Origin of the sequence: Acaryochloris sp. IP29b_bin.148, from assembly GCF_028285565.1 — a bacterium.
GTDB lineage: Bacteria > Cyanobacteriota > Cyanobacteriia > Thermosynechococcales > Thermosynechococcaceae > Acaryochloris.
The window spans coordinates 1-13,027 of the sequence record NZ_JANQOY010000003.1; the positions used below are offsets into that span (position 1 = coordinate 1).

General features: G+C 48.7%; 11 protein-coding genes and 2 pseudogenes. 8 read left to right on the forward strand and 5 right to left on the reverse strand.

Translation table 11 applies throughout. The annotated features are described in order from the left end of the window. The 5 genes and pseudogenes from Q0986_RS00320 to Q0986_RS00340 form a co-directional block, all read left to right on the forward strand. Positions 1–628 (forward strand): annotated as a pseudogene (locus Q0986_RS00320) (ATPase); the annotation flags it as partial. Positions 629–642: 14 nt separating this feature from the next. Beyond that, positions 643–3,339 carry an SAV_2336 N-terminal domain-related protein gene (locus tag Q0986_RS00325; RefSeq protein WP_299402146.1) on the forward strand — a complete coding sequence of 899 codons (2,697 nt, stop codon included), beginning with the start codon at positions 643–645 and terminating at the stop codon, positions 3,337–3,339. 73 nt (positions 3,340–3,412) lie between these two features. After that, entirely contained in the window at positions 3,413–4,138 is a 726-nt protein-coding gene (locus Q0986_RS00330; protein WP_299402148.1) for a formylglycine-generating enzyme family protein, read from the forward strand. A 277-nt stretch (positions 4,139–4,415) separates the two neighbouring features. Beyond that, positions 4,416–5,219, forward strand: a complete 804-nt coding sequence (locus Q0986_RS00335; protein WP_299402150.1) for a formylglycine-generating enzyme family protein — start codon at positions 4,416–4,418, stop codon at positions 5,217–5,219. Positions 5,220–5,290: 71 nt separating this feature from the next. Further along, positions 5,291–6,121, forward strand: a complete 831-nt coding sequence (locus Q0986_RS00340) for a formylglycine-generating enzyme family protein (protein WP_299402152.1) — start codon at positions 5,291–5,293, stop codon at positions 6,119–6,121. Positions 6,122–6,268: 147 nt separating this feature from the next. Here the strand turns inward: Q0986_RS00340 and Q0986_RS00345 are convergent, their stop codons facing one another. The 3 genes from Q0986_RS00345 to Q0986_RS00355 form a co-directional block, all read right to left on the reverse strand. After that, positions 6,269–7,039: an acetoacetate decarboxylase family protein gene (locus tag Q0986_RS00345; RefSeq protein WP_299402154.1), complete on the reverse strand. Its 771-nt coding sequence runs from the start codon at positions 7,037–7,039 to the stop codon at positions 6,269–6,271. A gap of 92 nt (positions 7,040–7,131) precedes the next feature. Further along, complete coding sequence (gene ruvA, locus Q0986_RS00350) at positions 7,132–7,767, reverse strand: Holliday junction branch migration protein RuvA (protein ID WP_299402156.1); 636 nt, start codon at positions 7,765–7,767, stop codon at positions 7,132–7,134. Next, complete coding sequence (locus Q0986_RS00355) at positions 7,764–8,513, reverse strand: sucrose-phosphate phosphatase (RefSeq protein WP_366918473.1); 750 nt, start codon at positions 8,511–8,513, stop codon at positions 7,764–7,766. Before Q0986_RS00355 ends, ruvA begins: the two co-directional genes overlap by 4 nt. 57 nt (positions 8,514–8,570) lie before the next feature. Between Q0986_RS00355 and Q0986_RS00360 the strand changes: the two genes are divergently transcribed. Together Q0986_RS00360 and Q0986_RS00365 are read left to right on the forward strand one after the other, a co-directional pair. Continuing rightward, entirely contained in the window at positions 8,571–9,830 is a 1,260-nt protein-coding gene (locus Q0986_RS00360; protein WP_299402160.1) for an MFS transporter, read from the forward strand. Between the two features lie 220 nt (positions 9,831–10,050). Next, positions 10,051–11,610, forward strand: coding sequence for a serine/threonine-protein kinase (locus Q0986_RS00365; protein ID WP_299402162.1), 1,560 nt, complete (start codon positions 10,051–10,053; stop codon positions 11,608–11,610). Positions 11,611–11,644: 34 nt separating this feature from the next. On the opposite strand, the gene Q0986_RS00370 is transcribed toward Q0986_RS00365, so the two are convergent. Beyond that, the gene (locus Q0986_RS00370; protein WP_299402164.1) at positions 11,645–12,565 is read right to left on the reverse strand and encodes an alpha/beta fold hydrolase; all 921 of its coding nucleotides are present in this window, start codon (positions 12,563–12,565) and stop codon (positions 11,645–11,647) included. A gap of 84 nt (positions 12,566–12,649) precedes the next feature. Here Q0986_RS00370 and Q0986_RS00375 point away from each other — a divergent pair, with 84 nt between their 5' ends. Then, a complete protein-coding gene (locus Q0986_RS00375; protein ID WP_299402166.1) occupies positions 12,650–12,874 on the forward strand; it encodes a hypothetical protein in 225 nt (74 codons plus the stop codon). Positions 12,875–12,930: 56 nt separating this feature from the next. Here Q0986_RS00375 and Q0986_RS22805 read toward each other — a convergent pair. Further along, positions 12,931–13,027: pseudogene (locus Q0986_RS22805) on the reverse strand (photosystem Q(B) 2 domain protein); the annotation flags it as partial.

Below are 13,027 nucleotides of genomic sequence, written 5' to 3' on the forward strand. Positions count from 1 at the left end.
GGGTGAACAAGGCGAAATTATGCCGCCTGATGTTGGCAATTATTTGAGGTTGGGGCCAATGGGGATGGCCTTTTATGCCTCAAAGCCAAGGAGGCCAGCGGTGCTGTTGATTGACGAGATAGACAAGAGTGATATCGACATGCCCAACGATCTACTTCATATTTTTGAAGAAGGCTTTTTTGAAATTCCAGAATTAGCTCGGTTGCAAAGTGAGACAGAAGAGGTCCTTCCCTATCGGACTCAAAATACTAAACCTGGTGATAGAGTCGCGATTCCGCAAGGATTTGTGCAATGTACTGAATTCCCCCTCGTATTTATGACGAGTAACGAGGCTAGGGAATTTCCGCCTGCTTTCCTGCGACGGTGTTTACGATTACCTCTTCAACAGCCGAGTACAGAGGATGGATTGTATGAGATCCTGAAAAATCGTTTTGATGCTGATACTCTGAACAAACTGGATGAACCTGCCCGAGAACTCATTCAATCTTTTTTGGGACGGATTAAAAATAAAAACGCTAACTTGGCAACGGATCAACTACTCAATGCGGTGTATCTTCTTCTGCAAGGGAAGGATGTCAACTCAACTGACCGAACAGAATTATTAGATTCCATCTTCAAACCTCTCTAACGGAGGGCGGATTTATGGCAGGAGATCATTCCCCTTGGCAAGCTAATGAACAAGAAGTGGTTGAACTGCTATGGTGCTATGCCAATATGCGCCATATCCTTGCCCCCCCCGTCCCTAATGCACAGGAATCAGCGCGAGATTCTTTCCCCTCAGCACTTCAGCAGGGGTCTGAGGATGTCCGCCAAGACCCTTCAGAAACTTTACCCGTCCGACCACCAGATGAATCAGAACAACGGGTTCCGGTCATGGTTGATCCGCCTAAACCTGACTCGCAAGCTCAGGAGCGAACTGCAAAACCGACCACTGAAAGGGCTTCTCCTGTAAGGGCTCCAGATCCTTTCCCCTTGCCACAGCCGTTTGTTTTGGGTAAGGCATTGCTGCCGCTAGCTAAACGGGTTCCAGCCTCTGTCGCTAGCGAATTAGATATTGACAAGACCGTCGAGCAAACAGCCGAAGCGGATGGTCTACCGCTGCCCGCTTATTGCCCGCCTTTGAAGCGTTGGTTTGATTTGCATATTCTGGTTGATCGCTCACCCCCAATGGATTTTTGGGGCGATCTGGCCGAGGCTGTAGCGATGCTTTTCCAGTGGCAAGGTATCTTTCGAGATGTCCGAGTCTGGCAGCTAAAGACAGATCGTCATGAGGGACCTCAGCTATATGCGGGAGGAGATCCGGACGAAACGGATATTCGGAGCTTGCTAGCACCAGGACGCGATCAGTTATTCCTTGTGGTGACTGATACCTTAGGGAAGGCATGGCGTTCCGGCGCAGCATTTAAATACCTGGCTTTCTTGGGTGAAAAACACCATGTTGCTCTAGCTCATGTTTTCCATAAGGATCTGTGGCATCGGACGGCAATGCAGGATGCCATTTTGCGCCCCTTAGTTGCCAGTCATCCAGGGTGTGCGAATGCTAAATTAAGAGAAACCGTGCGTGTCAGAACGAGACAAAGTTTATATCGTTTTCCCATTCTGAATTTGTCCGCACTCCACCTTAATACCTGGGCCAAGTTTGTTACGGGGGGTGGCGGATCTATGCAAGGTGTACTGATTAAGCAGCAGCCTCCAACTTCTGATGGTCAGAAACAGGTGGAGCCGTCTGCTGGTGTGATGGAGAATGAAACCCCTGAAGAACGGCTAAGGGCCTTTAATCGGGATGCTAGCCCCGAAGCAAGGGAGTTAGCAACTGTTTTAGCTGCAGTTCCCCTTATCCCTCCGGTGATGCGTCTTGCTCAGCAGCAATTCTTATATGGGAGTGAGCATTGGCATCTTGCAGAAGTATTTTTTAGTGGTCTTATTCGACGGTCTGCCTTGGGAGACCCACAAGCCGCCGTTACGGATCGGTGGTATGAGTTTATCCCTGGTGTTCGAGAGCTGTTGTTAAACACCAGTTCCGTCCAACAAGCTGCCCAGGTCCACCGAGAAATTAGTACCTTTGTAGAGGAAAAATATGGTAGTCCCCGTGATTTTCCTGCCCTCGTTCCTAATGAAGCAGGATCTGAACAGACTGTGGAAATGGATCGGCACCATTATTTTGCCGAAGTTAGAGGAGCCATTCTAAAAACTTGGGGGGGAGAATTTGCTCGTAAGGGTGAGGAGATTCTGAATTCAGCCGTAGCTTATCGGTATCGGAAACAGGGTCAGGATCTTGCAAATAAAGATTCTTCGGATGAAACTGAAGAGCAAAACTTCCCCAGTGGTGTTGAAGTCTCAGATTTTGAATACGTCTATCCTCTTTCCTTGCCCAGTGAGCCCACCCTAATTGAGGCTGAGGTGGGCTCATTCAAATTAGTAGGAGGAGAACTTATACCCAAGCAAAAGACTGTGGAGGGAATTACCTTTGAGGTTGATACCGAACACCCCACTCTCAAGCTAGAAACGTTCCTCATCCGCATTGCTCATATTCAGCGAGGTAAATCTGATTGGCTTATCACCTATGAGGAGTCTAAAGCTCAATGCTTTCAAGAGTTGGTAAGAGGGGATATTACTCTTGAGATGGTGTCAACTCCTGCGGGGACGTTTATGATGGGCGCTTCCAAGGATGAGGATGGTTATTCATCTGAAAAACCTCAGCACCCAGTGAATGTGTCTGCGTTCTACATGAGTCGTTATCCTGTGACTCAAGCTCAATGGCGGCAGGTAGCTACCATGAAACCAGTTGAACAAATGCTGAAACCCAATCCGTCTAGCTTTAAGGGCGATCTCAATCCTGTTGAGCGAGTGTCTTGGTATGATGCCGTAGAATTTTGCGATCGCCTGAGTCAGCGAACGGGACGCAACTATCGTCTCCCCACGGAAGTAGAGTGGGAGTATGCCTGCCGAGCAGGCACCACAACCCCTTTTCATCTTGGGGAAATGATCACGACAGAACTTGCTAACTACAGTGGTTCAGCCTATCGGGAAGGCCCAAGAGGGAGGTCTAGAGACAAAACAATTCCTGTAACAGAGTTGAATCTTGCTAATGCCTTTGGTCTCTCGGATATGCATGGCAATGTTTGGGAATGGTGTTTGGACCATTGGCATAAGAACTACGATAAGGCCCCGATGGATGGTAGTGCTTGGTTAACTAATGATGAGAATACAGATCGTATTCTTCGCGGCGGGTCTTGGGACTACGATCCGTGGCTCTGTCGGTCTGCCACGCGTCTCCACTACTCTCCCGATGTCACGAGCAGCGACATCGGTTTTCGTATTGTGCTCGCGTCCCGATGACTCCTGTGCCTTTTGCCCTTCTTGCGCTTTTGCCTTTTGAGACATTTGTTTTAGATACATTGTGTGAATTGAGATGGTAACTGCTTCTAGTTCTGGGAATCCAAATATTCGTCTTAAACGCCAGACTCACGACATCACGTATGTCAAGGAAGTATTGTCTGATGGGGTGGCGCTTGAGTTGGTACTGGTGCCAGAGGGAGCGTTTGTGATGGGTTCTCCTGATGATGAGGAAGAGCGACAAGCTAGAGAAGGGCCACAACACTCTGTAAAGGTTCCTCGATTTTGGATGGGGCAATATCCCATCACTCAGGCGCAATGGCGAATCGTGGCTCAATATGAGCGGGTGAATCGAGATCTGGACCCGGACCCTTCAACGTTCAAAGGTGATCGGAATCCCGTTGAGCGAGTCTCTTGGTATGATGCTGTCGAATTTTGCGATCGCTTGGGCCAACGAACAGGACGTAACTATCGCTTACCCACAGAAGCAGAATGGGAATATGCCTGCCGAGCAAGCACCACAACCCCTTTCCACTTTGGTGCCACCCTTTCTGCTCAGTACTCTAACTACCGCGCCGAAGCAACTTATGGCCCTGGAGAAGTTGGAGAATACCGGCAGAAGACAACCCCTGTTGATCACTTTCAGACTGGTAACGCCTTTGGTCTATGCGATATGCATGGCAATGTTTTGGAATGGTGTTTGGACCATTGGCATGAGAACTACGACAATGCTCCTACAGATGGCAGCGCTTGGTTAACCAATGACGAGAAAGTAGATCGTATCCTTCGCAGCGGGTCTTGAAACTACCTTCCGAGGATCTGTCGGTCTGCCACGCGCAGCCGCTACGATCCCGACTACACGCTCTATGATCTTGGTTTTCGTATTGTTCTCGCGTCCCGATGACTCTTCCGTGCCAGGGCCAGTGGATGGGAATCCATTGGGAGAGCCTTGAGGAGTCAAGATCTGTTCCACCGATGCAACAGCATCCAAAAATACCCTGAGGGGTATGAGCTTAGTAAGCCAGGTGCCGAAAAGTTTGTATCCCCCGCCTTATTGTCCAATGCTAAGGAATTGACAGATGGCCACCTCCTACCTCTATCGCCAAAAAGCCACAACCAAGCTGTATACCGAATCGCTTAGTGATGGGATTGAAGTAGAGCTGGTCCTTATCCCCGCAGGAACCTTTATCATGGGTTCTCCGGCCTCTGAACTGCAACGAAAAGAGTCAGAAGGTCCTCAACACCCAGTTGAAATCTCAAAATTTTATATGGGGCGTTTCCCAGTCACTCAAGAACAATGGCGAGCAGTGTCACAGTTTGATCGAGTGAATAGAGATTTAGAGCCAGAACCATCCTACTTCAAGGGTGATCAAAACCCCGTAGAGCAGGTGTCTTGGTATGACGCCGTAGAATTTTGCGATCGTCTCACTGCCTACTCTAAATATACCTATCGTCTCCCCACAGAAGCAGAATGGGAATATGCTTGTCGAGGGGGTACTCAATCGCCCTTTTATTGTGGTTCAACCCTTTCAACCTATATTGCTAACTATGACGGTTCCTATACCTATGGTGACGGCACTAAAGGAAAAAATCGAAGAGAAACAACCCCTGTTAACTATTTTGAGATGACCAACCCCTTCGGCCTTTCAGATATGCATGGCAATGTTTGGGAATGGTGTCTGGACCATAGTCATAAGAGCTATGAGAATGCCCCGACGGATGGTAGTGCTTGGTTAACTAAAGACGAGCATCCAAAGCGTGTCCTACGCGGCGGGTCTTGGAGCTACAATCCGGGGTACTGTCGGTCTGCCACGCGTGACCACGATTATCCCGTCGTCACATTCAGCCTCGTCGGTTTTCGTATCGTGCTCGCGCCCCGATGACTCCCGTGCCTTTCGCCCTTATTGCGCTCGTGCCTTTCGCTTTTTGCCCCATCCGCATTCCTTGATGCCCTATGTATCCTGAACTGGCTAGCACCCACCCACCCGAACTCAAAATCGAACGATCCAAAATTCAAGTGCAGGCTATACAAGAAACCCTTGATGAGACAGTAGACCTCCTATTGATTCAAATTCCAGGAGGAGAATTTATGATGGGTTCTCCTGATGACGAAGAAGAAAGAGAAGACTCTGAAGGGCCACAGCATCACGTTAGCGTCCCTAACTTTTGGATGGGGCAATATCCCATCACTCAAGCACAATGGTGGGTTGTGGCTCAATATGAGCGAGTGAATCAAGATCTGGACCCAGACCCATCAAAATTCAAAGGCGATCATAATCCCGTTGAACAAATTTCTTGGAATGATGCTGTGGAATTTTGTGAACGTCTTAGCTTGCGAACAGGACGTAGCTATCGTTTACCTACAGAAGCAGAATGGGAATATGCCTGCCGAGCAGGCACAACAACCCCCTTTCACTTTGGTGCCACCCTTTCTGCTCAGTACTCTAACTACGATGCCAGGGAAACATATGGCCCTGGAGAGATTGGAGAATACAGGCAGAAGACAACCCCCATCGATCACTTTCAAATTGGAAACGCCTTTGGTTTATATGATATGCATGGCAATGTTTGGGAATGGTGTTTAGATCGATGGCATAACAATTATGTAGGAGCACCCAATACCGCAGAGGCTTGGCCTAATGATGAAGAGGCATTCAAAAAAAATGTACTTCGTGGGGGGGCATGGGAGTGCTATCCCTCTTTATGTAGATCGGCATCTCGAGAAGGGTACAACTGTAATGTCAAGTTAGAGAACTTGAGCTTCCGTATAGCGCTGCATTCTTAAGAAAAACTTAGAATGATTGTGAATATAGTCTTTAAAGAAACGAAAACCCTAAATTCAATTTCCAGATTGGCAAGTGTTATCGTGTTGGAAAATTTTCTCTAATTTTTTTTGACTAACGTTAAGAATATTTCCTAGCCTATCCCTCACTTAGACTTTAAAACTCTCGTTAGCAGGCGTCAGAATGCCTTGGGATTGGGGGGCATATTGATAGCCGATCATCCTGTCCAACTTTAGTGCCTGCAACTCTTGAGCAATAGGGTGATCGCCCAGTTCAAGCTGGGCATCCTTTGACCCTCTACTTTGAAACTGAAGTCGTTCGCTGACGATCCATTCGCTTGACAGCATATATCCACGCCGAACCGAAACGGGTTGAGTGCGTGAGCGGCAAGCACGAGTGAGCTTTCCCTCTCGACCCGATAGCGTGAGAATATGCTGATCATCCTGGTGGAGCTGGCATCGAATCCAGTTCCCGTCCTGCTCAAAGACGATCTTTGCTACAAACTTGGGATAGCCAGCAAATTCAACCCCTGCCCGACGGGCTATTTCTGTAGATACCGGTAAATGACGAATGTAAACCTTGGGAACGGTGGGGACTGGGTGGAGGATGCCTGTCAAGACAGGAGACGGTTCGTCCAGCGTCATCGGTATACCAATTGAGACCTCATTGTAAGGACCAATATCACAGTCTCGATAGGCTAGAGCAGAAATCGCTAGAACACAGTGCCAGGGCGTAATTCGAAACGGTTGCATTCTGGGCGAAGGTAACAACGGACGAATGCGGTCAATGGATGCCAAAAATTGCACAGTCAGCGTGGCAACATCATAGTAGAAGACCGGTAAGTGAATCGTGCCGCCTGCCCAAGGAGCTTGTACCTGCTCAATTTCACCAAAGAAATCTGAATCGGGTAACCCGTTCATGGTGGTTTTACTAGATCAATCAACTGCTGATATACCTCAAAACATTCACCGAATTCAATCGAGTTCTGAATCCTTCAAGAAAACATAGATAGTTACGCCAGCGGCTGACTCAGCCAGGCGATGGCTTCTCGAATCCAGGCTTCTGTGTCTGCATTTTTAGCTAAAGCCGTATTTTGGCCCACGACCTGCAAGGCCCGCATCACTTCCTGACTGGTATATCCGAGTGCCAACAGGGTCATTTCCACATCTTCTTGCACACTGTCAATTGGCCCTGCACTGGGTAATGTTTTGAGTCCTGCTTGATCGCGCCATTCTGCTAATTTTGACCGTAGCTCTAAGGCAATCCGCTCGGCAGTTTTGGCTCCTACGCCTGGTGTTTTTGCTAGCAACTTAGTATTACTATTGACAATCGCTTGTACCAAGTCTTGTAACCCTAGGGTGTCAATCAGCGCTAGCGCTAACTGAGGCCCAATCCCACTAACGGCGATTAGCTGACGAAACAGATCGCGCTCCGCCATCGAGGCAAATCCGAACAACACCATTTGATCTTCTCGAACCTGCAAGTGCGTAAACACTTGCATTACAGCATCATCCGTGGGCAGATGCTGACGAATGCGACCCGGAACGTAGAGGTCATACCCCACATGGTTCACGTCTAGGGTTAATACGGTTCGGTGAGTGCTGGTTTGCTGGAGACTGACCACCGTTCCGTGTAGAAAACCAATCATGCTAAGAAGCCGAAATGACGAAGCCCTTCTAAAATACCGCCTGCACAATTTGCCTTGGCCAGGTAATGGTGATCGGCTGCACTCTCTTGATACCAAGTCAACAATTCTGGACGGGCATTCCCCACAATGATGCCCCGTTCCTGACCCGCACGAAAGAATGATTGATCATTGCCAGAATCACCGCAGGCAACCGTTTGCTCAGGGGAGACCTGAAATTGGTGACCCAAAAATTGCATGGCATGTCCCTTATTCCCTTGCAGTGGCAGAATATCTAAGTCCTTACCACCGCTATACACCACTTGGACGTCTAATCCCCGAATATGAAGGGCCACTTCTAATCGTGGCAGCAGATCGGTCGCCAGGGTGGAAGATAGGTAAAAGCTGACCTTGTAGGGACCTTGATCCGCCTCAGGCTGTAGGACTAAATCATTAAAGTGGGCCGTAATGGACAGCACATCGTCTCGCTGCCAACCTTGATCTAATTTGGCGGACCAATCGGGATCCGGCGTCGTACTACCGCCATAATAGATTTCGGTGCCCACAGAAGTGACGAGCGCATCGGGAACCAATAGAGGCTCTTTGGCGCGCAACCGCTTATAAGACGCTAAGGACCGTCCAGTGGAATAGACGAGCAAGAGAGCTTGAGATTGCCGCGCTTTCATTAGCGCTTGGTTCAACTGTTCCAGTGCATGTCGATCACCGACTAGCGTATTATCCAAATCGGTTATCAAGAGAAATTTCGCCACCATAAACCTCACTATTCACCCTTACTTCAGTCTATTATTCTGAGGAAGCCTAACATAATGAAATTTTTCTTCTCCCAGCAGTGGACGCGCTGGATTCCCCACTTGAATCCTCAGGTTTGGATTTTGGCGGTGGGTCGGTTGCTGTCGCAGATGGGGACCGGATTTACGCTTTATTTTTTGCAAATTTTCTTTGTTAATCAAGTGGGGTTAACGGCAACCTCAGTTGGGGTTGCGATCAGTAGTGCTTCGGTATCTGGCATCGTTGGACGGATTTTAGGCGGATCAATGACGGATTCTCGCCAATGGGGGCGGCGGCGAACGCTGCTATTGTCGTTATCGATTTCGGCGATCGCAGCCGGTATTATTGCGATCGCACAATCGTTTTGGATGCTGGTCGTAGGCAATATCGTTATGGGCTTGGGGGTTGGCTTATATTGGCCCTCGACAGAAACTATTATCGCCGACTTAAGCGAAGGAAGAGAGCGCCAGGAAGCATTTACCATTACCCGATTTGCCGATAGTGCCGGATTGGGGTTGGGGGTGATTTTAGGCGGAGCTTGGATTACCCTCACCCATGCCTATCGTGCCCTATTTATGATTGATGCTGTCTCCTTTGTGATTTTTTGGGGGGTAGCCTATTTTACAATTGCCGAAACCGCCCATCCCCATACGCGGGGTCGTCAGGGTTGGCAAGGTTGGATCATCGCTAGCCAGGATCGACGATTACGCATTTATATTGTTGCCAATATTTTGATTACGACTTATTTAGCCCAAATTCATAGCACGCTGCCCCTCTATTTCAAAAATTTTGCTCAGCAAGGGATTGGGCTTTCAGAAGCTGTGATTACGGGGTTATTCTCATGGCATTTGGGCGTGAGCGTAGTGAGTCAACTGCCTGTGGCCCGGTATCTACGGCGATGGCGCTATCCCCAGGGGCTAATGATTTCTGTGGGACTATGGGGGATCGGTTTCTTGTTGATCGGGATGACAGGTCTGGCTCGCCAAAAGGCTTTGCTATGGGCCATTGCGGGTTTAGGTGTACTTGCGATCGCAACCGTCGCCTATATGCCCATTGCCTCATCCCTCGTCGCTGATTTAGCACCTATCGAGATTCGAGGGGTTTATCTCTCGATCAACTCTTTGTGTTGGGCCGTCGGCTATTTTCTGGGGCCAGCGCTTGGGGGCTTAGCCCTCGATCAACAGCAGCCCTTGATTGATATTTATTGGGGAGGACTTGCCCTCAGTATTGGTTTAGCTTTAGTAGCTTTAAAACATCTGGATCATTTGATTGGCCCTTCACCAACTGCTACTCCATAGTTCGATTGTTCACCGCAAAAGTTGCGTTTGCATGCATGATCTTTTGAGATATTGATGTTAACTCAAACGCAATTTTAGCCTATTTTTGATAAACTTATTGACTCCGGTCATCCTCATGTAGATCTTCAATATGTATGACATGCCCGTGCCTCACCGAGCTTTTTTGCCAGACTTAAAGGAAGAGTAATATGCTCTCAATCACTGAGATCGACGTGTAAATATGACCCTCTGTATTGCACCTCAATGTTCCAAGCCAGACAATTCTGATGACAGTGTTTTTTGCCAAACCTGTGGATCAGAACTCCTCCTGGAAGGCCGATATCGTGTGACTAAATTGATTGGTCAAGGTGGGTTTGGTAAAACCTATGAAGTACGAGAAGTTGCCAGAACCACAGGCACCAGCAACAGTGGAATTCCTAAAGTGCTTAAGGTCTTGACCGATCAACAACCCAAAGCCGTTGAATTATTTACTCGAGAAGCACAGGTTCTGAGCCAGCTGCATCACCCAGGCATTCCCCATGTCGACACCGATGGTCACTTTATCTTCTGGCCACGGGACAGCCAAACTGCCCTACACTGCTTGATCATGGAAAAAGTAGAGGGGCTTGATCTATGCGGCTATATGCAACAGCGCCAATTTCGACCCATTAGTGAACAGCTGGCCTTGGAATGGTTGACACAAATTATGATCATTCTGAACGAGGTGCATGCCCAGCAATTTTTCCATCGGGATATCAAACCATCCAACATTATGCTGCGCCCGGATGGGCAGCTTGTGTTGATCGACTTTGGCGCAGTCAGAGCCGTCACCCAAACTTATATGGAAAAGCAAGGAGCGCAAAGGGTCACAGGCATCCATTCCATGGGATTTACCCCCTCTGAGCAAATGAATGGACAAGCCGTCATGCAGTCAGATTTCTTTGCCTTAGGGCGTACGTTTGTCTATCTACTCACCGGCAAAGAGCCGACGGACAGTAGTATGTATGACCCTTACAATGACCAATGCCGATGGCAAGCGTTAGCCACCCATATTTCTCCGCCCTTCGCCAATTTAGTCGATGACTTAATGGCTCGGTTACCCAAAGACCGACCTGCCAACACCCAGATGATTCTGCAACGTCTACGAGATCTTGATCAAGACTTAGAGCAATCTCGCCAGCAAACTGAAGTGAGTCAAGCTCCCAGTCCATCCCCCCTGCCTTATCCATCAACGCCACCCGTTTCACCGCCTCAACCTCCTCCTTTTCCGTCATCCAACGTCCCTCCTACTGATATCCAGGTCCCGTCTGAACCGCCACCTGACTACGCACAACCTCCCCAATTCACTTCTTCCTCCAGCCCTCAAGTTTCCTCGGGTTTGCCCTCTACAGATATTCAAACTCCGAGCTATAGCGATCCTCTTTCTCAACCGCCCTTATCATCCCCCCCAGCTAAAGCATTAGAAGAGGCTAATCAGCAGATAAAACGGGCCTGGATTGCGGGTCTTGTGTCCGCTATCATCACGCTGATTGCTGCCCTCGCTGAAGTAGAAGACAGTAACTCTTTATGGATTGCTGTATTACTGATTGCGGGGTTTACTTTTGGTATTTATAAAAAGATAAGAGCTTGTGCAGTACTAATGCTGGCGTATTGGATCTTGAGTACTTTGAGCGCTGTCCTCGGTCCAGATGATGGGGCTACTAAAGTCTTTGCTTTGGGGTTCGGAGGAGTATTCATTTATTTCTTTAGTCAAGGGGTTAGAGGGACTTTCACCCATCACCGACTCACCCATACTCAGTGACTATCGGGAGCGACTATAGCGGGATAACGGTTTATCAAGGGCTGTTGGTCTGGGTTCCATTTGCAATCCAGTTACTGACGATCTGATTGACTTGATGCGGATCTTCGTCTTGAGGGCAGTGACCCACCCCTTCTAGGACAATAAAGTCTTTAACCATGGGGAACTGGGTAAATTCGCGAGCGAGTTCTACAGGCTCCCAAGGGTCATCTGCTCCCCAAATGCACAATACGGGACAACTGACTGCAGTCAGTAAATCTTCGGGCAGGGGGCCTTGAGAATAGTTGATAAAGGCCAGAAAAACATCAGCAGCCCCTGGATCTAAAGCAGGCTGAATCAACAAATCTACGAGTTCATCAGTCACAGCTTCCGTTCGGCCATAGGCTTGCTCCAAAATCTGGCGCACCGTTCGTGGACGGGCCAACCGATGAAAAAAGAAATGACCAATCGGCTTCACAGAAAGCACGGATTGGAACAATGGCGCTGAGAACTTTCTGTACCAGGGTAAATCAGCCCGTTTGCGATCGTGTAGCAACCGTAACGAGCAGTCCAGCATGACCACACTGGTTGCCAGTTGAGGCGCTAATGCGGCTGCCTGCAACGCCACAATACTGCCAATCGAATTGCCGACAAGGCACGCTGCGTCGCCCACCACGTCTTGGCAAAAATCAACGATTTGCTGGCCCCATGTTTCGAACTCATAGGTAATACTCTGGCCAGGAACCAACGGCCCCGGTTTGGGCTTCGATGATTGCCCAAACCCAATCAGATCTAATGCATAGACACGATGGTGTTCAGCCAAGTCAGCCATATTTTTGCGCCAATGACCACTAGACGCGCCAAATCCGTGAATGAGGATTACTGCTGGACCCGTTTTCCCGGCATATTGATATTGAATTGAAAACCCCTGCCATTTCCAGATTGCTGCTTGAGGTTGATTCGCCAGCGAGATCACCATATTCGTTTTTCTATGCTTCTCAATAATTTTAAACATTTGCTAGGATAGCGGACACAGTTCTAATCCATATGGGCCGCCATGAGAATGAAATCTTGGGAGTCTCCCCGCCGCGGTCGGCAACGCAATCATAAATCTAAACGCTCTGCCGCCCGCCTCAGACAACTGAAAAAACAACGCAAACAACTCCGTAAACGACTCCAACAAAGCAACCAACCCGCTAAAAACCCCTCAGGTGTTATACCTGAGGGGTTTTTAGTAGCGATCCAGTTTGACCCGGATCTGGCAAATTCCCAAATACAAGCGGCGTAGACCCGAAGGTTACACCGCTTGCAAATTAGCTTAAATGATTAGAAACGCTAACCAAATTAGCCGTTGATGACAGGAGCAGTAAGAGCAACAGGAGCAGACTCACCAGCAGCCAAGTCTAAGGGGAAGTTATGAGCATTACGCTCGTGCATAACT